The sequence below is a fragment of the Gemmatimonadales bacterium genome, assembly GCA_035502185.1.
Taxonomy (GTDB): Bacteria; Gemmatimonadota; Gemmatimonadetes; order Gemmatimonadales; family JACORV01; genus Fen-1245.
On the sequence record DATJUT010000050.1, the window covers coordinates 40,175 to 62,247 of the forward strand.

Below are 22,073 nucleotides of genomic sequence, written 5' to 3' on the forward strand. Positions count from 1 at the left end.
GCGGAAACGTCAGGCAGAGCGCGGCAGCGGAGTGCCGAACCTGGTCTCGAGGTCCACGCCGCACTTCTTGAGGAGCTCGTAGGGCGGCACCCCGCCGGCCAGCACGAAGACGAAGTCGTTCTCCCGCTGAGCCGGCCGGCCGGCGACGTCGAAGTGCACCCGGTCGGACGTGATGGCGGTGACGCGCGCCTCCCGCAGGATCTGGAGCATCCCTTCCTTCTCCAGAAGCAGCACCCGCTGGACCAGCGCGGCCCGCGCCCCGGAGAAGTCCGCGCGCCGGTGGCACAGGGTCACCCGGGAACGGGGCCGCTCGGCGAGCGCCATCGCGGCCTCGAGCGCGGAGGAGCCACCGCCCACGACCACCACGTGCTGCCCGTCGTAGGATTCGGGCTCGATGAGCCGGTGGGCGACCTTGGGCAGCTCCTCGCCCGGAACCTCGAGCCGGCGCGGAGTGCCGCGGCGGCCGAGGGCCAGGACGACGCGCGCCGCCTCGATCGTTCCCGCCGAGGTGTGGGCGACGAACCCGCCCACGCCTCGCTCGACGCGCTCGAGACGCACACCCTCCTCGACCCTGATGCCCTTCCGACCCAGGGTCTGCAGCCAGAACTCCAGCAGCGGCTCCTTCTCCACCTCCCGGAACGGCATGGTGCCCACGCCCGGCAGCTCGACCGGGTGCGTCATCACCAGCTTCTTGCGGGGATAGTGCAGGATCGAGCCGCCCAGGGTCTCCTGCTCGACGACCCGGTAACGGAGCCGCTGCTGCTGGGCGACGAGCGCCGCGGCGAGGCCCGCCGGGCCCGCGCCGACGATCAGGAGCTCGAGGCCCGGGCCCCGCGGCAGTCCCTTGGCCAGGTGCTGCACGGCCTGGGACGCCTGCCAGACGGCGTTGCGGATCAACCCCATCCCCCCCAGCTCGCCCACGACGTACAGGCCCGGCACGTTGGTCTCGAAATACTCCGATAGCCGCGGGATCTCGGCGCCGCGCTTCTCGGTGCCGATCACCAGCGTGATCGCGCCCACCGGACAGACGCGCTCGCAGATGCCGTGCCCCACGCACTCCACCGCGTGTGCCACGACCGCCTTGTTGCGGATGGTCGTGAGCACGTCCTGCTCGGGGCAGTGCTTGACGCACTCGCCGCAGCCGATGCACAGCCCCTCGTCCACCGTGGGGTGCAGCGACACGGTCTCGTGGCTCCCGAGGGTGCGGGCCTCGCGGACGAGCGCCCTGGCGCGCCGGTCCTTCCGCACCTGGTAGGCGATGATCGGCAGGGTGGCGAGCGCGACGAGGAACGCCACGACCAGGATCGCGATGGTATCGAGTGACATGGGTCGGAAGAAGATAGCCCGGCGGGTTCCGCCGTAACGACGGCCGCGCCCGGGAGCCCGGGACGCCGGTCGTCAGCGCCCGACCTGGACGACGGCGAGGTGCTTGCGGATGAAGCGCAGCGTGCAGGAGGCGAAGCCGTGGGCACGCGTGAAGTCCCGCACCGCGTCGTACACGGGCGCCGGGTGGGCGGCCGTGGCCTCGGGCATCCGCCGGGAGCGATCGACGTCGTGCACGACGATCAGCCCGCCGGGCCGCACCGCCGGCAGGCCGTTCCCGAGGTCGCTGCTGGCGGCCTCGTAAGAATGGCCGGCATCCACCAGGTAGATGTCGAAGTACGCCGGGTACTCCGCCCGGATGCCGCGCAGGCGCGAGGCGGAGTCGCCGCACTCGAACCTGACCCGGTCGGGAGCGAGGCCGACGCGCTCGACGTTCCGCGCCGTGATCGCGGGGTACACCCCGGGCTCGTAGGAGTCGTCGTCCACGCACACCAGATGGACCGCCGCTCCCTCCGCGGCCGACTCGGCGAGCGCGCGCGCCCAGCCCGCGGTGGTGCCGCCGCTCGAGGAGCCGACCTCGAGGATGCGCCGCGCTCCGGTCCCGCGCGCGAGCGCGTAGCAGAACCGCCCGTAGCGCGGGTGGTCGTGCTCGCGCCGCTTCCACTTGGCCGGCAAGGCGAAGTCCGGCGACGGGTCCCACGGCGCCGCCAGGAATACCTGGAAGACCTCTGCCGGGAGCCGGAGCGGCCCCGACACCTGGCGCAGCCCGACCGTGCGCAGCCAGGCGTTCTCGAACGGAGGCCTCAGCAGCATGCGGTCAATCCACCGGCCGAGGCGGGCGCAGCTCGGCGACGGCCGCCACCACGGCCGGCTGGCCCGCCGCGGCGAGCGCGGAGTTCACCGCGGGCAGGCCGTCGCGCAGTGCGGCCTCCGCGGCCGCCAGCGCCCGCTGGACGTCGGGGGCGAACAGCCGGAACACCTCGTACGACGGCGCGGTGGGGCGCGCGTCGGTGCTGGCGACCACGCCCACCAGCGCGCTGATCCGCTCGACCGGGCGCGAGGGGTACACGAGGTTGTCCTCGTCGGCCTGCAGCCGCACCTGGTACAGCGAGTCCTCGAGCGCCGACAGGCGCGCCGCGAACGACTCGGCCTGTGCGCGGGCGGGCGCGCCCGCGGCCAGCAGCACCGCGCGGTCCTCGAGCTGCGAGCGCACGTTGCGCAGGCGGATCACCGCCGTCGTCACCGCGTTCACGGTGTCCCGGATCCGCTGCAGAAAGACGAACTGCTCCCGGAGCGCGGCGGGCGTGACCACGGAGCGCGGGTCCACCTTGAGGCGGAAGGTCTGCTCGTAGCTCCTCCCTCCGACCTCCAGCCGGACGCGATACCGCCCCGGCAAGGCCACCGGACCGTCGGTGCCGATGTCGTTCATCCCCCAGAACACGGCCGGGCCCGGATAGCGGAGGTTCCACGCGAACCGGTTGAGCCCGGCCTTGTCGCCCACGCGCGGCGGCGCCGGCGGCCGCTGCGGCCACGGCTTGTCCCCGTCCTTGAGCGTGTCGCCGAGCAGGCTGTCCACCTTCACGCTGTCGCCCAGCGCCTTCATCAGGCTGTCGCGCCGCGCGCTGAGGCCCCCCGCCGCGCGCGCGGAGTCGGCGGCGACGATCGAGTCCTGGCGGCTGGTGAAGCGCCGGATCACGCGCCCGGCCGAGTCCAGGAAGGTCAGCGTCACCTCCTGGCCCGCGGCCTTCAGCCAGTAGTCCACGATCGCGCCGCTCGGCGGGTTCTTCCCGACCGGGTGCGCGTCGCTGCCCGCGTCCGCGCCGCCCCAGTCCACCCGGTAGGCGTCCCGGACCGGGGAGAGGTGGGCGTCCTCCTGGAGCACCGCCGGCGTCAGCGACTCCAGCGGCGTGATGTCGTCGAGGATCCAGAACGAGCGCCCGTGGGTGGCGGCGACGAGGTCGCCGTCCTTGAGGGCCAGGTCGTGCACCGGCACGATGGGCAGGTTGCGGCGCAGCGACTGCCACTGCCCGCCGTCGTCGAACGACACCCACACCCCGCGCTCCGTGCCCGCGAACAGCAGCCCGCGCTTCGCCGGGTCCTCGCGCACCACCCGGACGAACTCGCCGGCCGGAATCCCGGCGACGATGCGGCTCCAGGTGCGGCCGTAGTCGGCGGTCCTGAGGATGATGGGGGACGGGTCGTCCAGCTGGTAGCGGTTCGCGGCCACGTACGCGGTGCCCGGCGCGAAGTGCCCGGCCTCGATGATCGAGATGCGGGTGAAGGGCGGCAGGTCTCGGGGCGTCACGTCCGCCCAGGTGCGGCCGCCGTCGCGGGTCAGGTGGATCAGCCCGTCGTCCGAGCCCGCCCAGATCGTGCCGCGCGCCAGCGGCGACTCGGCCAGCGCGAAGATCGTGGCATAGTACTCCGCCGTGGTCTGGTCGAGCGTGATCGGGCCGCCGGAGGCGCCGAGCGTCCGCGGGTCGTGGCGGGTGAGGTCCGGCGAGATCACGCTCCAGCTCTGCCCGCCGTTGGTGGTCTTGAACAGCACGTTGGCGCCGGCATAGAGCGTGTTCGGATCGTGGGGCGAGATCAGCAGCGGGAAGGTCCACTGCATGCGGTAGCGACCCTCGGCGGCCGGGTGGCCGTCCGGGTCGTCGGGCCACGGGCTGACCATCCGCCAGAAGCCGGTCCGATGGTCCACCCTCGCGAGGAAGCCGCTGTTGTCGCCGCCGTAGGTGATGTCGGCCGAGTCCGGGCGCGCCTGGACGTAGCCCGCCTCACCCGAGACGTCGTACCACTGGGCGCGGGTGATCCCGCCCGGCCAGCGGCTCGGGCCGCACACGCCGGAGTTGTCCTGCTGCGCGCCGCACACGCGGTACGGGAAGTGGTTGGTGGTGGTCACGTGGTAGAACTGGGCGGTGGCGTAGTCCTGGTCGGTCCACGTCTTCCCGCCGTTGGTGGACACGTTCGAGCCCCCGTCGTTCGACTCGATCATCCGCTGCGGGTCGTTGGACGCGATCCACAGGTCGTGGTTGTCGCCGTGCGGATCGGGCAGGTGCTCGAACGTCCGGCCGCCGTCCTTCGAGCGGAACAGCCCCGTGTTCACGGCCCACACCGTATTGCTGTCCTTCGGATCGGCCGTGATGCGCATGTAGTACCAGGCCCGCTGGCGGAGCTTGTGGTCGCGGTTCGTCCAGGTCCAGGTGGCGCCGCCGTCGTCGCTGCGGTACACGCCGCCCGAGTCGGCCTCGACGATCGCCCACAGGCGCGACGGCCTGGCGGGCGAGACCGCCACGCCGACGTTGCCCCACAGGCCCCGCGGCAGGCCGGGGTTCGCCGTCAGCTCGGTCCAGTGCGCGCCGCCGTCGGTGGTCTTGAACAGGCCGCTGCCCTTGCCCCCGCTCGTCAGGCCCCAGGGCGTGCGCTGCACCTGCCAGAACGCGGCGTACAGCACCTCGGGGTTCGACGGGTCCATCGCCAGGTCCGACGCCCCGGTCGAGTCGTTGCGCGAGAGCACCTGCGTCCAGGTCTTCCCCCCGTCGGCGGACTTGTAGACGCCGCGCTCCGGATTGGGACCGAACGCGTGGCCCAGTGCCGCCACGTAGACGATGTCGGGGTTGGTCGGGTGCACCACCACGCGGGCGATCTGCTGGGTGGCGGCGAGCCCGAGCGGCGTCCAGGTGCGCCCCGCGTCGGTGGTCCTGAACACCCCGTCGCCGTGCGAGACGTTGCCGCGCACCGGGTACTCGCCGGTCCCGACGTAGACCACGTCGGGGTTCGACGCGCTCACGGCGATCGAGCCGATCGTGCCCCCGAAGTACTTGTCGCTCGCCGCCGTCCAGGTGTTGCCGCCGTCGGTGCTCTTGAAGACGCCGCCGCCGGTCGTGCCCATCCAGTACTCGTCGCGCCGCGCGGCCGAGCCCGCCGCCGTGACGGAGCGTCCGCCACGGAAGATGCCGATCTCCCGCCAGGCCAGGGCCCGGAAGGCGGTCGAGTCGTACGGCACCTGCGCCCGGGCCGGCGACGGGGCAAGGGCAAGCACCGCCGGCAGCCAGAGGGTGACGGAACGGAAGAGGCGAACGCGCACCGGAGCCTCCGCGAGCAACGGCTCGTCGAGAACGGGGATGTCGGTTGACCGAAATTGGAAGCGTCCCGGACGATCGAGGCCGGGCGCGGCCTCAATTCTACTCAGGATGCCCGCCGCGGGCGACGGCCGCGGCGGAGCCTACCCGGCCAGCTCAGCCAGCCGGCGCTCGAGGAACCGCCGCTCCGGCTCCTGGCGGGCGAGATCGAGCGCGCGGGCGTACGAGGCCCGCGCCTCCGCGCGACGGCCGAGCCGCCGGCACAGCTCCGCGCGCGCGGAGTGCGCCAGGTGGTAGTCGTCCAGCTCGCGGCGCGCCAGGAGCGCGTCGATGAGCGCCAGGCCGGCGGCCGGACCGTCGCGCATCGCCACCGCCGCGGCGCGGTTCAACTCCACGACCGGCGACGGGGCGATCCTCGCCAGCACGTCGTAGAGACCGACGATCTCGCGCCAGTCGGTGCGGTCGGCGCCGGGCGACTCCGCGTGCACGGCCGCGATGGCGGCCTGCAGCGCGAACGGACCGACGCGCCGGGAGCCGAGCGCGCGCGCGACGAGCGCCGCGCCCTCCGCGATCCGCTGCCGGTCCCACCGCGAGCGATCCTGGTCCTCCAGCAGCACCAGCTCGCCGGCCGGCGTGGTGCGGGCGGCGCGCCGGGACTCGTGCAGCAGCATCAGCGCGAGCAGGCCCTGCGCCTCGGGCTCGGGCAGCAGCGCGACGAGCAGGCGGCCGAGGCGGATCGCCTCGTCCGCGAGGTCGCTGCGGGTGAGCCGGTCGCCGGACGAGGCCCAGTAGCCCTCGTTGTAGACCAGGTAGACGACGTGCAGCACGCTGTCGAGCCGGTCGCCGAGGTCCGAGCGCGAGGGCACCTGGTAGGGAATGCGGGCGTCGCGGATCTTCGCCTTGGCGCGCACGATCCGCTGCGCCACCGTGGGGGGCGGCGTGAGGAACGCGGCGGCGATCTGCTCGGTCGTGAGCCCGCAGACCTCGCGCAACGTCAGGGCCACGCGGGCATCGGGCGGCAGGGCCGGATGGCAGCAGGTGAAGATGAGCCGGAGGCGGTCGTCGTCGATGCCGCTCTCCTCCGCCGCGTCGCTGGCGGCGGCTTCGGCGTCGAGGTCCGAGGCGATCTGGGCGAGCGACGCGTCGAAGCGGGCCCGCCGCCTGAGGCCGTCGATCGCCTTGAAGCGGCCCCGAGACCAGCCACGCCCGCGGGTTGGCCGGCAGCCCCTCGGCCGGCCAGCGCTCCACCGCGGCGGCGAAGGCGTCGTGTAGCGCCTCCTCGGCGAGGTCGAAGTCACCGAGCAGGCGGATCAGGGTGGCGAGGACGCGGCGCGAGTCGGCGCGGTAGATCGAATCCACCATCTCGCGCACCCGCTCGGCTGCGTCCCCGCCCGTCCCGATTCCCGTCACGCCCCCGTCACATGTCCATGATCGGGCGCACCTCGACGCTGCCGAAGCGCGCGCCCGGGATCTTCCCCGCCACCGAGATGGCGTCGTTGAGGTCCCGCGCCTCGATCACGTAGTAGCCGCCGAGCTGCTCCTTGGTCTCGACAAACGGCCCGTCGGTCGTCGAGAGCTTCCCGTTGCGCACCCGCACCGTCGTCGCGGCCTGGGTGGGCTGCAGCCGGTTGCTGGCCACGAAGTGTCCGCTCCGCTTGATGTCGTCGGTGAACGCGGCGAACTCCGCCATCCACTGGTCGGCCTCGGCCTTGGTCAGCTTCGGGTACTGGGCCTCGTCGGCGTACAGCAGGCACAGGTACTTCATGGCTCCCTCCGGGGTGGTGGTGCGTTGCTGTGGACGCCAGCTAGTCGTCCGGCCGGGGGCCAAATCGACACCGGCTCGCCCAGGGGACCGGCCGAGCCCGGTTGAAACTCGAAGGGGCCGCCTTGGCGGCCCCTCCTCGTGTGGCGTGCCTGGATGCCCGGGGCGGGACTCGAACCCGCACGGGGTCGCCCCCTGGGGATTTTAAGTCCCCTGCGTTTGCCATTTCGCCACCCGGGCCGAGAGCGGGAAACGGGACTCGAACCCGCGACCCCAACCTTGGCAAGGTTGTGCTCTACCAACTGAGCTATTCCCGCAATTCCGAGTGGGAACCTAGGCTTCCGCACGATGGATCGTCAAGCGCAACGCCGCCATTAACATTGACAAATACCATCGTGATCCGTAGCCTCACCACCGGTTCGTAACGCCTGCGTAACATCGTCGCTTTTCGTTGGTCCATCACGCCTGTCGGAGGGCACCATGCGGCGAATCGCCGTAGCGTGTGCGGCCACTTTGCTGGCCGCGATCAGCCTCGCACCGAGCGCCCGGGCGCAGGGGTTCTCAGTGTACGAGCACGACGCCTGCAGCATGGCGCGGGGCATGACCGGGGTGGCCGCGCCGTGCAACCAGGCGAGCGCCGTGTTCCTCAACCCGGCCGCGATCCTGGGCGGCGCCACCAAGTTCAACCTCCAGGCGGGGGTGACGTTCATCGCGCCGACGGGGAACTTCACCGACAGCGCCACCAACGCCCGCACCGATCTCAACAAGAAGGTGTTCCCGGTGCCGTCCGGCTACGCGACCTACCAGGTCACGCCGCGGCTCGCGGTGGGCGCCGGCGTGTTCGCGCCCTACGGCCTGACGACGGACTGGCCGGTCACCTCGCCGGGCCGGTACCTCGCCTACAAGACCACCATCGCCAGCATCTACGTCCAGCCCACGGTCGCCTACGCCATCACCCCGCGCATCCAGATCGGGGCCGGCGTGGACTACGTGCACTCCTCGGCGCAGGTGCACCGGCGGGTGGACGCCTCGACGCTGCCGGTGACCGGCACGCCGCTCACGCTGGGCTCGCTCGGCGTGCCCGCGGGGACGGACATGGCCGACGTGCTGTTCGACGTCAGCGGCAATGGCTGGGGCTTCCACGTCGGCGGCCTGGTGAAGGTCACCGACCGGCTGAGCATCGGCGCGCGGTACCTGAGCCGCGTGAAGATCGACTTCACGGGCACGGCCAGCTTCACGCAGGTGCCGACGGGCATCGTGCTCCCGGCGGGCAACCCTCTCCAGGTGCCGGGCGGCACGCCGCTCGACGTCGTCCTCGCGCAGGGCTTCGCCGCCGGCCAGCCGCTGTCCAACCAGAGCGCGAGCACCTCGATCACGATGCCGGACCAGATCGTGGCGGGCATCGCGTACAAGCTGATGGACAACCTCACGGTGCTGGCGGACTGGCAGCACACCAACTGGTCGGTCTTCGACACGCTGAAGCTCACCCTCACGGTCGCGCCCACGGTCACGGAGCCGGAGAACTACAAGAGCACGGACGCGTTCCGCTTCGGGATCGACTGGCGGGCCACACCGAAGTTCGCGATCCGCGCGGGCGCCCTGCGGCACAACGGCGCTTCGCCCGACGCGTCGGTGACGCCGGTGCTTCCCGAGGGTAACCGCTACGAGGGCACGCTCGGCGTCGGCGTCCTGCTCATGCCGCGGCTGCGGCTCGACCTGGCCTACCAGTACCTGCAGCAGCAGGACCGGCGCGGCCGGATGATCGATCCGCCCGCCGGCGTGCCCGGCGACCTGGTCAACCACGGTCTCTACCAGTTCAAGGCGAACCTCTTCGGCGCCAGCCTGGCGCTGGGGTTCTAACCATGGAGCCGCGTCCTATGCGCCTTTCCACCGTTGCCTTCGCCGCGCTGGCTGTGCTCGCGACCGGCTGCCTGGACAACCAGCAGATCGGGCCGATGGCTGCGCCGGCCGGCGGCACGAACTTCCGCGGCTACATCGCCCTGGGCACCAGCATCAGCGCCGGCGTCCAGTCGGGCGGGATCAGCGACGCCACGCAGCGCCAGGCGTTCCCGTACCTGCTGGCGACCGCGATGGGCTTCTCGCCGAACGCCAACTGGTACTACCCGGGCTTCACGGCCCCGGGGTGCCCGGCGCCGTACTCCGACCCCCTGACGGGCGACCGGGTGGGCGGCGGCAACGACAGCAGCGGCGCCGGCGCGGCGTGCAACCTGATCAGCCCGCTGTCGGTCCCGGGGAAGCAGGGGTGGTTCAACAACCTCGGGGTGCCGAGCCTCCGCGCGGCCCAGGTTCTCAACATCCAGGACGTGACGCATCCCGCGACGGACACGCTGTTCCTGGCCCAGTTCATCACCGGCAGCCGCAACCCGATCGACATCCTGTATGCGGCAAGGCCCGCGTTCGTGACGCTCGAGATCGGCGGCAACGACGTGCTGAGCGCCGCCACGGAGGCGGATACCACGCTGCTGACGCCTGTGGCGGCGTTCGAGACGCAGTTCGCCGCGATCGCGGACACCATCGGTCTCACGGGCGCCAAGGTGGCGGTGATCAACATTCCGAACGTGACGGTGATTCCACACTTCAGCGTGGGCGTGATCCTCTTCTGCCTCAGTCACCACGGTTGCCCGGCCCCCTTGCCGGACACCACGGCGCCGTACACATCGCCGAACTTCGCCGTGGACCCGAGCTGCGCGCCGAGCGCCCTCGGAGGCGTGGGTGACAGCATGCTGGTCACCTTCCCCGCCATCGCGACGATCACGGGCGCGCTGAGCCGCGGCGCCGCAGCGTACCTGAACTGCGGCACGGGCCAGGCCACCGTCAACTTCGGAACCGCCAATTTGCCCGCCGGCGCGGTGCTGACCAAGGCGACGGTCAAGGCCATCGTCACACGGATCCTGACGCTGGACGCGTACATCCAGGCCCAGGCCACGACGCGCGGCTGGGCGCTCGTGGATTTCAACGGCCTGCTGGCGGCGAATGCGGCACTGATCCCGCCGTTCCCGCTGTTCACCCCGGGGCCGCCGCCCGCCGTGTCGTTCGGCCCGCTGGTCTCGCTCGACGGCATCCATCCCACGGCCGCCGGCCACAAGGCCATCGCCGACGCGTTCGTGGCCGCGATCAACGCCAAGTACGGCACGACGCTGACGCCTCCCTGACGCCAGAGCCTGATCTGATCCCCCATCGGGCGGCCGCCTCCGGGCGGCCGCCCGATTCGTTGCTGTCGCCGCGGACCCGGCTGGTGCGCCGGGACGCGGCCGCTACCGCGTCCCCGACGCACGCACGCTGGACATCGCCGCCGGCGCGTAGCTAGACTTGACGCCGCCCATGCCGCCCCGCCGCTCCGCCCTGCTCGCCGCCGTCCTGGGCATCGCCGCCGGCGTGCTCCTCGCCGGACCCCTCCAAGCACAAACGGAGTTCGCCGTTCCGCTGGCGCCCGGCACGCTGCGGGTGGACTTCACGCCGCTGTGGTCGAGCTGGGACCACCGCTTTCAGCCCGGCGCGGCGGGTCTGGTGCCGATCACCGCGGATTACACGACCGACTCCCTCGGCACCGCGAACCTGCCGTTCCTCTCGCAGCTGCAGGATACGCTCCGGAGCGCGACCGGACTCGGCGCCTTCTCGCTCAACCTCGGCCACCCGCTGATCGCGCTCAATGCCAGCGTGCGCACGCTACCGGTCGGGCTCGAGCTGGGCATCAGCCGGCGGCTCGCGATCGGCGTCACGGTGCCCATCGTGCGGAGCCGGGTGGACGCGAGCTTCAACCTGGACACGGCGCTGGCGCGGCGCAGCAACGTGGGATGGAACCCGGCCTTCCTCGACGCGACCAGGGACTCGGCCTTCCGCTCACAGATGACCGCGGCCCTGGCGGCCCTTCAGACGCAGGCCACGAGCGGGCCCCCGGCCCTGCGCCCGCAGGCGCTGGCGGCGATCGCGGCGCTCACGCCGTTCCTCGCCGCGAGCCGCCAGCCGTTCCTGCCGCGCGACAGCACGGTCGCGGCCGAGAGCCTTCTGATCCGCCTGGCGCGGGCCGATTCCTCCTATACGCAGCTCGCCGGACAGTACCAGGCACTCGGAGACAGCCTGCCCGCGCTCGGCTCCGCCGGCCTGACGCTGCCCGAAGCCGCGCTCATCCGTGACGACCTGGAGCGCCTCTACAGCGATCCCGCGCTCCCGGTGGCCGCGGACACGTTCGGCACGGTGGTCAAGACGGGGATCGGCGACATCACCGCCCACCTCACCTACCAGGTCGCGGAAGGCGCGCGGTACCGCGGACAGATCGTCCTCACCGTGCGCTTCCCGACCGGCGAGGCGCCGTCAGCCACCACCTTCCTCGACCTCGGCACCGGCACCCACCAGCTCGGCTTCGAGGGCGCGCTGGCCAACGACTTCATCCTCGGCGAGCACTTCCTGATCCACGCCGTCGGCCGGGCCGGCGCCGCTGCCGCCGACCAGATCCCGATGCGCGTGACCCCGCCCGAATTCCCGATCGCGCCGCTGAGCCAGCTGGCCACGATCCGCCGGAAGCCGGCGCCCTGGCTCGGGGCCGACCTGGCCCCGACCTGGTTGGTGGACGACGCGTTCTCGGTGCGGGTGGCGTACGGCTTCTTCTCGCAAGGACCGACGAAGCACAGCTACGTGAATCCCGCCGACAGCGCCGTGGTGCTCCTGCCGGCCAGCGTGCTCGACCAGGACACCGGGGTGCGCTGGATGCGCATCGGCGGCGGGGTGACCTTCTCGACGGTCGGCCGCTACGCGAAGGGCCGCGCCAGCCTCCCGTACAGCGTCACGGTGTCGTACGAGAACACGGTCTACGGCGGCGGCGGGCGGGTGCCACAGGAGAGCGTGTTCCACATCGCGATCCGGGGGTACGTCAAGCTGTTCAAGTAGGCCGCGCGCTCAGCCCGCCCGCTTGAGCAGCTCCGTCGCGTGCTTCCGGGCCGTCTCCGGCGAGGCGTCGCCTCCCAGCATCCTCGCGATCTCCTCCACGCGTTCCTGGCCCTCGACGGCGCGGACGTCGGTCTGGGCCACGCCGCCCGCCGACGCCTTCGCCACCACCAGGTGCTGCGCCGCGGCCGCGGCCACCTGCGGCAGGTGGGTGATCACGATGACCTGGTGGTCGCCGGCCACGCCGCTCAGGGACTCCGCCACCCGGCCGGCCACGTGGCCGCCCACGCCCTGGTCCACCTCGTCGAACACCAGGGTCGGCACCGCGTCGTGGCGGGCCAGCTCCCCCTTCAGGGCCAGCATGATCCGCGACAGCTCGCCGCCCGAGGCCGCGCGGGCGAGCGTCCGCTCGTCCATGCCGGGATTGAGCTGCACCATGAACTCGACCGCCTCGGCTCCGGAGCGGGACGGCGCCTCGAGCCGCTTCAGCTCCACCCGGAACTTCCCGTCGGGCATCCCCAGCGCGGCCAGCCGCGCCGTGACCGCCCGGCCGAGCCTGCGCGCCGCCGTGGACCGCTTCGCGGTGAGCGCGCGGCACCGGTCCGCCAGCGCACTGCGGGCCTCCTCGATGCGGCGGGCCAGCGCCGCGAGGTCGGTGTCCGCCGTGTCCAGGAGGCCGAGCTCGCGGCGTGCCTCCTCGCCCGCCGCGATCACCCGGTCCATGCCCGGGCCGTACTTCTGGTCGAGCCGGAACAGCAGGTCGCGCCGGCGCTCGAGCGACGCCAGGCGCGCCGGATCCAGCTCCACCCCCTCGCGGTACGCGCCGACCGCGCGCGAGAGCTCGGCGACGTTGAGGACCGCCCCGTCCAGCATCTCCCGCCAGCCGGCCGCGCCGCCGGCGTCGAAGCGCTCCAGCGCCGCCACCAGCCGCGCCGCGTGCGCGAGCGCCGCGCTGGCCGCGCGGTCGTCGCCGTCCAGCAGCTGCGACAGCTCCTCCGCGATCCGCCCCAGCTCCTCCGCGTGCCCCAGGCGCCGCACCTCGGCCTCGAGCTGCTCCAGCTCGCCCGGCCTGGGCCGCGCACGCTCGATCTCCTCCGCGACGTGGCGCAGGTAGTCGGCCCGCTTCCGCGCCTCGGCGCGCCGCTCCTCCAACTGCCGCTGCTCGGCCACCTGGCACTCGAGCTGCTCGTGCGCCGCGCGCACCGCCGCCGCCTCCACCGAGGCCTCGGCGAACGCGTCGAGGATGTCCCGCTGCGCGTCGGGCCGCAGCAGCGACTGGGTTTCGTGCTGCCCGTGCAGGTCCACCAGCCGCCGGCCCACCTCCGCCAGCACGCCCACCGTCACCGGGCTGCCGTTCACCCAGGCCCGGCTGCGCCCCGACACCTGCACCTCGCGCTTGAGGACCAGGCGGCCGTCCTCCACCTCGATGCCCTGCTCCCCGAGCGCCGCGGCCAGGTCCGCCCGCCCGGCGACGTCGAAGGCGCCCTCGACCGACGCGCGCGGCGCGCCGGTGCGCACCATCTCGCCCGTCGCCCGCTCGCCCAGCAGCAGCGCCAGCGCGTCCACCAGCAGCGACTTGCCGGCGCCGGTCTCCCCGGTGAGCACGTTGAGGCGCGCCCCGAGCTCCAGCCGCGCGTCGGCGATGACCGCGACGTCGCGGACCCTGAGCTCGGTCAGCATGGCGTTGGATCCCGGCGGCGAAGGGGGGTCATCGGTATCGGCTGCGGTCTCAGCCCTTTCGGTCGGAGAGATCACCCCACTGCAGCTTCTCCCGCAGCCGGACGAAGAACGACTCGGCGCCGGCCCGCGCGAGCAGCACCGGGCGGGACGCGCGGACCACCGTGACCTCCTGTCGCGGCGCCAGGCGCGCGGCCACCTGGCCGTCGATGGAGACCATCAGCTCCTCGGGCGCCGGCACGGGATCGAGCGCCCGCAGGGTGAGAATGGAGCTGGCCGACACCACCAGCGGCCGCACCGCGAGGGTGTGCGGACAGATCGCGGTGATCACCAGCGCGTCCACGCCCGGCACCACGATCGGGCCCCCCGCCGACATCGAGTATGCCGTCGAGCCCGTGGGGGTGGCGACGATGATGCCGTCCGCCGTGTAGACGCCGACCTCCTGGCCGTCCACCGCCACCGAGATGCGGATGAGGCGCGCGATCCCGCCCTTGTGGATCACGACGTCGTTCACCGCCAGGCACTCCTCGGCCGCGCCGCCCACGCGCGCCGAGAGGGCGAGGCGCGACTCGATCGTGTACTCGCCCCGCACCACGCGCCGCAGCGTGTCCAGCGCGGTCTCGGGGCCCGCCGCGGCGAGGAAGCCCACCCGGCCCAGGTTGATGCCGAGGATCGGGATGCCGCGCAGGCACGCCAGCCGCGCGCCCCGGAGCAGCGTGCCGTCGCCGCCCAGGCTGACGATGATGTCGAGCTTCGCCCCGTCGAGCCCGCCCGCCGGCCGATCCGGGAGCGCCGCCGCCAGCGTCGGCTCCAGGAACAGCCGGGCGCCCAGCTTCGGGGCCTCGGCCGCCATCGCGGCGAGCATCTCGTCCATCGGCCGGTAGCGGCGGTTCCCGACGAGCCCGACGTTCATGACGGCAGCGCGGCCTCCTCGGCGTGCAGCGCGCGCACCCGCGCCGCGATCCCGTCGGCCGTGAGGCCGACCGACTCCAGCTGCTTGGCGCGCGGCGCGTGCTCGTAGGTCCGGTCCGGCGCGCCGTGCGCCACCACGCGCACCTCCGGGGCCTCCTCCTGCACCAGCCGGGCGAGGTAGGCGCCGAACCCGTTCGTCACCACCCCGTCCTCCACGGTCAGGAGCAGGCGGTGGTCCCTCAGCAGCGCGTCGAGCATCGCGCGGTCCACCGGCTTGAGGAAGCGGCAGTTCACCACGGTGACGTCCAGCCCCTCGGGCGCGAGCTTCTCCGCCGCCTCCAGCGCGGGAACGCACATCGCCCCGACCGCCAGCACGGCGACCCCGTTCTTCCCGCGCCGCAGCAGCTCCCAGGTCCCGTACGGCACCGCCGCCACCTCCGCCGCGGGCGGCGGCTCCGCCGGGGCCTTGTCGCGCGGGTAGCGGATGCTGAACGGCCCTTCGGTCCGCGCCAGCGCGCAGCGCAGCAGCCCGATCATCTCCGCGCCGTCCCTCGGTGCCGTGACCGTCATGCCCGGCACGGCCAGCAGGTACGCGATGTCGTACAGCCCCATGTGCGTCTGCCCGTCGTCGCCGACCATGCCGGCGCGGTCGAGGCAGAAGATCACCGGCAGTCCCTGGATCGCGACGTCGTGGATGATGTTGTCGTACGCGCGCTGCAGGAACGTCGAGTAGATGGCCACCACCGGCCGGATGCCCCGGGTCGCGAGTCCCGCCGCGAAGGTCGTCGCGTGCCCCTCCGCGATCCCGACGTCGAAGAACCGGTCGGGCCACTTCTTCTGGAACGCGTTGGTCCCCGTCCCCGACGGCATGGCGGCCGTGATCGCCACCAGCTCGGGATGCTCGGCCGCCAGCTGGGTGATGGCGTCGCCGAACACCCGCGTCCACAGCGGCGGCCCTCCGCCGGCGGCCTTCAGCTCGCCCGTGGCCGGATCGTACGGCGCCCGCGCGTGAAACTTCTCCAGGTCGGGCGCCTCCTGCGGGAACCCCTTGCCCTTCTGCGTCAGCACGTGCAGCAACCGCGGCCCCTTGAGCTGGCGGATCTTCTCGAGCGCCTCGACCAGCCCGCGCACGTCGTGGCCGTTCACCGGCCCGAAGTAGCGCAGCCCCATCTCCTGGAAGAGCACGCCCGGCAGCACCAAGTTCTTGAGGCTCTCCTCCACGCGCCGCGCGAAATCCTGCACGCCGTGGCCGACCATTGCATCCACCCGGTGCGTCAGGCGCTTCAGCTCCTCGCGCACCCGGTTGTACAGGGGGTTGGTGGCCACGTTGGAGAGGTAGCGGCTCATCGCGCCGACGTTCGGGGCGATGGACATCCCGTTGTCGTTGAGGATGACGATGATGTCGCGCCCGGAGTGCCCGGCGTTGTTCATCCCCTCGTAGGACAGGCCGCAGGTCATCGCGCCGTCGCCGACGATGGCGACCACGTCGTGGCGCTCACCCTTGAGGTCGCGCGCGACCGCCATGCCGTAGGCGGCCGACATCGCGGTGCCGGCGTGGCCCGCCCCGAACTGGTCGTGCGGGCTCTCGTCGCGGCGCAGGAACCCGGACAGGCCGCCGGCCTGGCGGAGGGTCGGGAACCGGGCGTTGCGGCCGGTGAGGAGCTTCCACGGATAGGCCTGGTGCCCCACGTCCCACACGATCTTGTCGCGCGGCGAGTCGAACACGTAGGCGACGGCGGTGGCCAGCTCCACGACGCCGAGGCCGGCGCCGATGTGGCCGCCGGTGGTCGAGACCACGTCGATCAGGCGCTGGCGGATCTCGTCGCACAGCTCCGGCAGCCGCTCGCGCGGCAACCGCTTGACGTCGTCGATGCCGGAGATGCCTTCGAGCAGTCCCATGCGCGCCCTTGGTCCGGTGAGGTCAGGAGCGGCGCGCGACCACGAAGCGGGCCAGCGCCGCGAGGAGCGGTGAAGATACTCGCGCGGCCTCCAGATGGGCCACGGCGCGCTCGGCGAGCCGGCCGGCCTCCTGCTCCGCCCCGGCCACGCCGAGCAGCATCGGGAAGGTCGGCTTGCCGAGCTTGGCGTCCTTGCCGGGCGTCTTGCCGAGCTGCTCGGACGTCGCGGTGACATCGAGGACGTCGTCGGCGATCTGGAAGGCGAGCCCCACTTCCTCGCCGTAGGCCCGGTACGCCGCGCGGGTTCCCGGCGGGGCGCCGGCCGCCACGGCCCCGATCTCGACCGACGCGGCGATGAGCGCGCCGGTCTTGCGCACGTCAATGTCGGTCATGGCCTCCCGCGAGGGCGCGCGCCCCGGCGCGACCAGGTCCAGGACCTGGCCGCCGATCATCCCCCCGGCCCCGGCCGCCCGGAACAGCAGCAGCTCCACCTCGCGCCGCGCCCCGGCGGCCAGGCCCATCAGCCGGGCCCCGCGCGCCAGGGCGGCGGCGGCCACCGGGACCATCGCGAAGCCGGCCTCGGTCGCGCGGCGCACGTCGAAGGCGCGGTGCAGCGTCGGGCGCCCCCGCCTCAGGTCGTCGTTGTCCATGCAGGGGAGATCGTCGTGGACCAGCGAATAGGCGTGGACGATCTCGACGGCCGCCGCGAGATCGGCGATGGCGGCGCTGCCGCCCCCCGCGGCCTCGTAGGCCGCCAGCACCAGCGCCGGACGGAACCGCTTGCCGGAGCCCAGGACGGCGTACCGCACCGCCTCGGCGAGGCCGCCGGGCACCGCCGGGAGGATCTCGTCCAGGGCCCGCTCCAGCGCGCGGTCGGTGGCCTCGCGCGCGCGGGCGAGGAAGGCGTCGATCGCGACGCGCCCCTCAGCGGTGGCACTCGTGCCAGGGCGGGATCCGTCGGGCGGCGCGACGGAAGAATCAGTCATCCGTCTGCTGACGTCCGGCGCGGTCGAGCGCGTCAAGCTTCACCCCTCCGTCGGCGGCCTCCCGGAGCTGGCGCAGCCGCAGCTCGGCCTCGCCCAGCCGCTCGCGCGCCGCGCGCAGCCGCTCGACGCCCTCCTCGAACAGCGCCAGGGCCCGGTCGAGGTCCACGTCCTCGGTCTCCAGCGCGCGCACGATCACGTCGAGGCGGCCGAGGTCCTCCTCCAGCGACGGGCGGCGCTGCGCAGTCACGGTCGCGGCTCCACGCGGGAGGGCACCTCGCCGTCGCTGACCCGCAGCCGGAACGCGGCGCCGGGCGCGAAGTCGGCCACCCGCCTCAGGACGCGGCCGCCCGCGTCGCGCGCAACGGCGTAGCCGCGCTCGAGGACCCTGAGCGGGGAGAGCGCGTCGAGCGAGGCCGCCACCCGCGACAGCACGGCCCGCCGCTCCGCGAGCCGCGCCTCGGCGGCGGTGCCCATCCGCGCCGCGTGGCGCCGCAGCCGCTCGCGGGTCGCCGCCAGCCGCCGGTCCACGGCGCCGCCGAGGCGGGTCGAGGCGTGCCGCACGCGCTCGTCGGCCAGCTCGAGCCGCCGGGCCACCGCCGCGCCCAGGCCGGCACTCACCGCCGCGAGCCGGCGGGCGAGGTCGGCGCGGTCGGGCACCGCCTTCTCCGCCGCCGCCGAGGGCGTCGCGGCCCGCACGTCGGCCACCAGGTCGGTCAGCGTCACGTCGGTCTCGTGCCCGACCGCAGCGATGGTGGGCACGCGCGAGGCGGCGACTGCGCGGGCCACCCGCTCGTCGTTGAAGGCCCAGAGGTCTTCCTTGGAGCCGCCGCCCCGCGCGACGATCACCAGGTCGAGGCTCGGAACGCGGTCGGCCAGGGCGAGCGCGCGCATCAGGTCGGTGGCCGCGCCCTCGCCCTGCACCCGCGCGCCGATCAGCACCAGCTCGACGGCCGGCCAGCGGCGGCCGATCACGGCCACGATGTCGTGCCACACCGCGCCCTCGGGGCTGGTGACGACGCCGATGCTCCGCGGGAAGGGCGGCAGCGGGCGCTTCCGCTCCGGCGCCAGCAGGCCGTCCTTCTCGAGGGCGACGCGGGCGCGCTCCAGCGCGATGGCGTAGAAGCCGCCCTCGGTCGTCGCCAGCAGCTGCCGCACCGTGAGCTGCAGCTCGCCGCGCTTGGGGCTCACCGTCAGCTCGCCGCGCGCGTACACCTTGAGTCCGTCCTGCGGCACGGCGGGGACTCGCCGGGCGTCGGAGCGCCACATCACGCAGCGGAGCTGGGTCGAGGGGTCCTTGAGCGAGAAGTACCAGTGGCCGGAGGGATAGGTCTTGAAGTTGGAGATCTCGCCCTCCACCCACAGCGGCCCGAGGGCGTGCTCGACCACCAGGCGCGCCGCCTCGACCACCTCGGTGACGGTGGACGGCCGCTCGCGCGGCGCGGTCTCGAGCGGCAAGGAGAGCGTCACGCCGCCTGGCGCGCCGCCTGCACGGTGTTGCGCATCAGCAGCGCGATGGTGAGCGGGCCGACGCCGCCCGGCACGGGCGTGATCTGGCTGGCGACCTCGACGGCCTCCGCGAAGTTGACGTCGCCCACGAGGCGGTAGCCCTTCTCGGCCGCGGGATCGTCCACCCGGTTCACGCCCACGTCGATGACCACGGCGCCGGGCCGGATCATGGCGCCGCGGATGACCTCGGGCCGGCCGGCCGCGACCACGAGGATCTCGCCCTGGCGGGTGATGCTCGCCAGGTCGCGCGTGCCGGTGTGCGCCACGGTGACCGTGGCGTTGGCGCCCGGCGCCTTCTGCATGAGGATGTTGGCCACCGGGCGGCCCACGATCAGCGAGCGCCCGACCACGACGACGTGTTTGCCGCCGGGATCGGCGCCGCTGCGGATCAGCAGCTCCTGGACCCCGGCCGGCGTGCAGGGCCGGAACCCGGTGCGGTCGCCGATCACCAGCTTGCCGACGTTGACCGGGTGGAAGCCGTCCACGTCCTTCTCCGGCTTCATCCGGAGCAGGACCTTGCTCGAGTCCATGTGCCCGGGGAGCGGCAGCTGGACCAGGATGCCGTGCACGGCGCGATTGGCGTTGAGCCCGTCCAGCAGGGACAGCAGCTCCGCCTCCGCGGCGTCGGCCGGCAGGCGGATCGTGTCCGACCTCATGCCCAGCTCGTCGGCGGCCTTGCCCTTCATCCGCACGTAGACCTGGCTCGCCGGATCCTCGCCCACGAGCACGACCGTGAGGCCGGGAACGACGCCCTTGGCCTTGAGGGCTTCGACCTCGGCCTTCAATTCGGCGCGAATCTGCTTGCCGATGGCGGTGCCGTCGATGATGCGGGCGGTCACGATCGCGGGCTCCTTGCGGTTACCAGCGGTAAGCGGTGAGAGGCGAGGCGTGAGCGGCTCAAGTGAGTAGTGAGAGTGAGAAGCAAAGACGTGAGAGGTGAGATCCTTCTCACCCCTCACTGCCTCTCACCGCTCACGTCCTTGCCTCCCACCACTCACTTGAACGTCTCACTTCTCACCACGTTCTCACCTCTCACGCCTCATCACTTCGCAAAATCCACCGCGCGCGTCTCCCGGATGACCACGACGCGAATCTGTCCGGGGTACTGCAGCTCGTTCTCGATCTTGCGCGCCATCTCCTCGGCCAGCGTGGAGGCGCGCGTGTCGTCGATCCGGTCGGGCGTCACCATCACCCGGATCTCCCGACCCGCCTGGATCGCGTACACCTTCTCCACCCCGTCGAACCCCGACGCGATCTCCTCGAGCTTGGTGAGCCGCTTGACGTAGCTCTCGAACGCCTCGCGGCGGGCGCCCGGGCGCGAGCCCGAGACGGCGTCGGCCGCCTGCACGATCACCGAGATGGGCGACTCGTGCGGCACGTCGTCGTGGTGGGCGGCGATGCAGTTGATCACCACCGCCGGCTCGCCGTACTTGGTCGCCACCTCGACGCCCAGCTGCACGTGGGTGCCCTCGCTCTCGTGCGTCAGCACCTTGCCGATGTCGTGCAGCAGCGCGCCGCGCTTGGCGAGCGGGACGTCGAGCTTCAGCTCGGCCGCCATGATCCCGGCCAGCCAGGCCACTTCCTTCGAGTGCTTCAGCATGTTCTGGCCGTACGAGGTCCGGAACCGCATCCGGCCCACCAGCTTGATGATCTCCGGATGCAGGCCGTGGACGCCCACCTCGTAGGCCGCCTGCTCGCCGGCCTCCTGGATCTGCCGGTCCACGTCGGCCTGCGCGTTCTTCACCACGTCCTCGATCCGGCCCGGGTGGATGCGGCCGTCGGCGATCAGGCGCTCCAGCGACAGCCGGGCCACCTCGCGCCGCACCGGGTCGAAGCAGGAGACGATGACCGTGTCGGGGGTGTCGTCGATGACGACGTCCACGCCGGTCGCGGTCTCGAAGGCGCGGATGTTGCGCCCCTCGCGGCCGATGATCCGGCCCTTCATCTCGTCGTTCGGCAGCGCCACCGCCGCCACCGTCGTCTCGGCGGTGTGGTCGGCCGCGATGCGCTGGATCGCGAGGGCGACGATCTTCTTCGCCTCCTTCTCCGCCTCGCGCCGCGCCTGCTCGCGCGCGTTGCGCACCAGGGCGGCCGCGTCCGCCTTCGCCTCCTCCTCGATGCTGCGGACCAGTTCCTTCTTGGCGTCCGCCGCCGAGAGGCCCGCCAGGGCCTCGAGCCGCCGCTTCCGCTCGGCCACGAGCGCCTGGGCTTCCGCCTCGGCGGCCACGGCGCGCTTCTCGGCCGCGTCGACGTCGCCGTGCCGGGCCTCCAGCTCCCGGTCGCGCCGCTCCAGCACCTGGAGCTTCTTCTCGAGGATGTCCTCCCGCTCCTCGAGCCGGTGCTCGATGCGGTCGATCTCCTCGCGGCGGCGGCCGACCTCGGCCTCCCACGCCTCGCGCGCCTTCGCCAGCTCTTCCTTGCCGGAGACGACCAGCGACGTGCGGAACGCCTCGGCGTCGCGCCGCGCGTCCTCGAGGATGCGGTTGGCGAGGGCTTCGGCGGTGGCCTTGGCCCTGGCCGCGATCCGCCGCTCGACCCACCGCCCGATGAAGAAGAAGGCAAGGGCCGCCGCCGTCCCCGTCGCACCAACCGCGACGAGGAGCGCGGCAAAACTGAAATCCGATGTCATATGACCACTCCGGCGGTCGCCCGCCCTGAGTGATGTCGAAGGTCAAGTCTCTCGCGTGCTAACTTACGATGGAATAGAGGGCTAAGACAAGCTCACCCGGTCACGCTCTGCCGCTTCTGGGGCGGGAGCAGGCGGGCCAGCTCGCCGGAGAGCTGCTTCAGGCGCTGCGACAGCTCCTCCTGCTGGCGGCGGGACTGGAGCAGCTCGTCGGTGATCGCGAGCGCCGCGAGGATCGCCGCCTTGTGGCTCTCGACGATGGTCCCCGACGCCAGCACCCGCCGGATCGCCGCGTCCACGTGCGACGCCACCTCGCGCGTGTACTCCGGGTCCAGCTCGGAGCGCACGGTGTACTCCTCGTCCACGATCGTCACGCGCACCGCGTGCTTCTTCACCGCT

17 protein-coding genes and 2 tRNA genes are annotated in these 22,073 nt (G+C 72.8%); 3 read left to right on the forward strand and 16 right to left on the reverse strand.

Annotation, left to right across the window (positions count from 1 at the left end):
• Positions 1 to 9 precede the first annotated feature (9 nt).
• The 7 genes from VMF70_06740 to VMF70_06770 all read right to left on the reverse strand — a co-directional run bounded on the left by VMF70_06740 (position 10) and on the right by VMF70_06770 (position 7,484).
• On the reverse strand, positions 10 to 1,326 hold the full coding sequence (locus VMF70_06740; GenBank protein HTT67708.1) for an NAD(P)-binding domain-containing protein: 1,317 nt from the start codon (positions 1,324 to 1,326) through the stop codon (positions 10 to 12).
• Positions 1,327 to 1,398: 72 nt separating this feature from the next.
• Positions 1,399 to 2,136, reverse strand: a complete 738-nt coding sequence (locus tag VMF70_06745) for a class I SAM-dependent methyltransferase (GenBank protein ID HTT67709.1) — start codon at positions 2,134 to 2,136, stop codon at positions 1,399 to 1,401.
• A 4-nt stretch (positions 2,137 to 2,140) separates the two neighbouring features.
• A complete protein-coding gene (locus tag VMF70_06750; protein ID HTT67710.1) occupies positions 2,141 to 5,410 on the reverse strand; it encodes a glycosyl hydrolase in 3,270 nt (1,089 codons plus the stop codon).
• A gap of 138 nt (positions 5,411 to 5,548) precedes the next feature.
• Positions 5,549 to 6,703, reverse strand: a complete 1,155-nt coding sequence (locus VMF70_06755; GenBank protein HTT67711.1) for an RNA polymerase sigma factor — start codon at positions 6,701 to 6,703, stop codon at positions 5,549 to 5,551.
• A 119-nt stretch (positions 6,704 to 6,822) separates the two neighbouring features.
• Positions 6,823 to 7,170, reverse strand: a complete 348-nt coding sequence (locus VMF70_06760) for a YciI family protein (protein HTT67712.1) — start codon at positions 7,168 to 7,170, stop codon at positions 6,823 to 6,825.
• 154 nt (positions 7,171 to 7,324) lie between these two features.
• Positions 7,325 to 7,407: transfer RNA gene (locus tag VMF70_06765), tRNA-Leu, on the reverse strand.
• Positions 7,408 to 7,411: 4 nt separating this feature from the next.
• Positions 7,412 to 7,484 (reverse strand) — tRNA-Gly (locus VMF70_06770).
• A gap of 163 nt (positions 7,485 to 7,647) precedes the next feature.
• Here VMF70_06770 and VMF70_06775 point away from each other — a divergent pair.
• From VMF70_06775 to VMF70_06785, 3 genes are all read left to right on the forward strand, one after another.
• On the forward strand, positions 7,648 to 9,027 hold the full coding sequence (locus VMF70_06775; protein ID HTT67713.1) for an outer membrane protein transport protein: 1,380 nt from the start codon (positions 7,648 to 7,650) through the stop codon (positions 9,025 to 9,027).
• Between the two features lie 17 nt (positions 9,028 to 9,044).
• Entirely contained in the window at positions 9,045 to 10,340 is a 1,296-nt protein-coding gene (locus tag VMF70_06780) for a hypothetical protein (GenBank protein ID HTT67714.1), read from the forward strand.
• Between the two features lie 169 nt (positions 10,341 to 10,509).
• Complete coding sequence (locus tag VMF70_06785; GenBank protein ID HTT67715.1) at positions 10,510 to 12,072, forward strand: hypothetical protein; 1,563 nt, start codon at positions 10,510 to 10,512, stop codon at positions 12,070 to 12,072.
• A gap of 9 nt (positions 12,073 to 12,081) precedes the next feature.
• Here VMF70_06785 and recN read toward each other — a convergent pair whose 3' ends face one another.
• From recN to VMF70_06830, 9 genes are all read right to left on the reverse strand, one after another.
• The gene (gene recN / locus VMF70_06790) at positions 12,082 to 13,749 is read right to left on the reverse strand and encodes a DNA repair protein RecN (protein ID HTT67716.1); all 1,668 of its coding nucleotides are present in this window, start codon (positions 13,747 to 13,749) and stop codon (positions 12,082 to 12,084) included.
• Positions 13,750 to 13,798: 49 nt separating this feature from the next.
• On the reverse strand, positions 13,799 to 14,659 hold the full coding sequence (locus VMF70_06795; GenBank protein HTT67717.1) for an NAD(+)/NADH kinase: 861 nt from the start codon (positions 14,657 to 14,659) through the stop codon (positions 13,799 to 13,801).
• Positions 14,656 to 16,557, reverse strand: a complete 1,902-nt coding sequence (dxs, locus tag VMF70_06800; GenBank protein ID HTT67718.1) for a 1-deoxy-D-xylulose-5-phosphate synthase — start codon at positions 16,555 to 16,557, stop codon at positions 14,656 to 14,658. The genes VMF70_06795 and dxs overlap by 4 nt, the downstream gene beginning before the upstream one ends.
• Positions 16,558 to 16,579: 22 nt before the next feature.
• Positions 16,580 to 17,542 carry a polyprenyl synthetase family protein gene (locus tag VMF70_06805; GenBank protein ID HTT67719.1) on the reverse strand — a complete coding sequence of 321 codons (963 nt, stop codon included), beginning with the start codon at positions 17,540 to 17,542 and terminating at the stop codon, positions 16,580 to 16,582.
• Positions 17,535 to 17,789 carry an exodeoxyribonuclease VII small subunit gene (gene xseB, locus VMF70_06810; GenBank protein ID HTT67720.1) on the reverse strand — a complete coding sequence of 85 codons (255 nt, stop codon included), beginning with the start codon at positions 17,787 to 17,789 and terminating at the stop codon, positions 17,535 to 17,537. The genes VMF70_06805 and xseB overlap by 8 nt, the downstream gene beginning before the upstream one ends.
• A complete protein-coding gene (gene xseA, locus VMF70_06815; protein ID HTT67721.1) occupies positions 17,786 to 19,009 on the reverse strand; it encodes an exodeoxyribonuclease VII large subunit in 1,224 nt (407 codons plus the stop codon). Before xseA ends, xseB begins: the two co-directional genes overlap by 4 nt.
• On the reverse strand, positions 19,006 to 19,887 hold the full coding sequence (locus VMF70_06820) for a tetrahydrofolate dehydrogenase/cyclohydrolase catalytic domain-containing protein (protein HTT67722.1): 882 nt from the start codon (positions 19,885 to 19,887) through the stop codon (positions 19,006 to 19,008). The genes xseA and VMF70_06820 overlap by 4 nt, the downstream gene beginning before the upstream one ends.
• A 203-nt stretch (positions 19,888 to 20,090) precedes the next feature.
• Positions 20,091 to 21,677 carry a ribonuclease Y gene (rny, locus tag VMF70_06825; GenBank protein HTT67723.1) on the reverse strand — a complete coding sequence of 529 codons (1,587 nt, stop codon included), beginning with the start codon at positions 21,675 to 21,677 and terminating at the stop codon, positions 20,091 to 20,093.
• A 92-nt stretch (positions 21,678 to 21,769) separates the two neighbouring features.
• Positions 21,770 to 22,069 carry a cell division protein ZapA gene (locus VMF70_06830; protein ID HTT67724.1) on the reverse strand — a complete coding sequence of 100 codons (300 nt, stop codon included), beginning with the start codon at positions 22,067 to 22,069 and terminating at the stop codon, positions 21,770 to 21,772.
• Positions 22,070 to 22,073 lie beyond the last annotated feature (4 nt).

Coding starts and splice junctions, on each gene's coding strand:
- VMF70_06785 (HTT67715.1), top strand. CDS start 10,510: ATGCCGCCCCGCCGCTCCGCCCTGCTCGCCGCCGTCCTGGGCATCGCC.
- VMF70_06795 (HTT67717.1), bottom strand. CDS start 14,659: ATGAACGTCGGGCTCGTCGGGAACCGCCGCTACCGGCCGATGGACGAG.
- VMF70_06760 (HTT67712.1), bottom strand. CDS start 7,170: ATGAAGTACCTGTGCCTGCTGTACGCCGACGAGGCCCAGTACCCGAAG.
- VMF70_06805 (HTT67719.1), bottom strand. CDS start 17,542: ATGACTGATTCTTCCGTCGCGCCGCCCGACGGATCCCGCCCTGGCACG.
- VMF70_06780 (HTT67714.1), top strand. CDS start 9,045: ATGCGCCTTTCCACCGTTGCCTTCGCCGCGCTGGCTGTGCTCGCGACC.
- rny (HTT67723.1), bottom strand. CDS start 21,677: ATGACATCGGATTTCAGTTTTGCCGCGCTCCTCGTCGCGGTTGGTGCG.
- recN (HTT67716.1), bottom strand. CDS start 13,749: ATGCTGACCGAGCTCAGGGTCCGCGACGTCGCGGTCATCGCCGACGCG.
- VMF70_06745 (HTT67709.1), bottom strand. CDS start 2,136: ATGCTGCTGAGGCCTCCGTTCGAGAACGCCTGGCTGCGCACGGTCGGG.
- VMF70_06740 (HTT67708.1), bottom strand. CDS start 1,326: ATGTCACTCGATACCATCGCGATCCTGGTCGTGGCGTTCCTCGTCGCG.
- VMF70_06775 (HTT67713.1), top strand. CDS start 7,648: ATGCGGCGAATCGCCGTAGCGTGTGCGGCCACTTTGCTGGCCGCGATC.
- dxs (HTT67718.1), bottom strand. CDS start 16,557: ATGGGACTGCTCGAAGGCATCTCCGGCATCGACGACGTCAAGCGGTTG.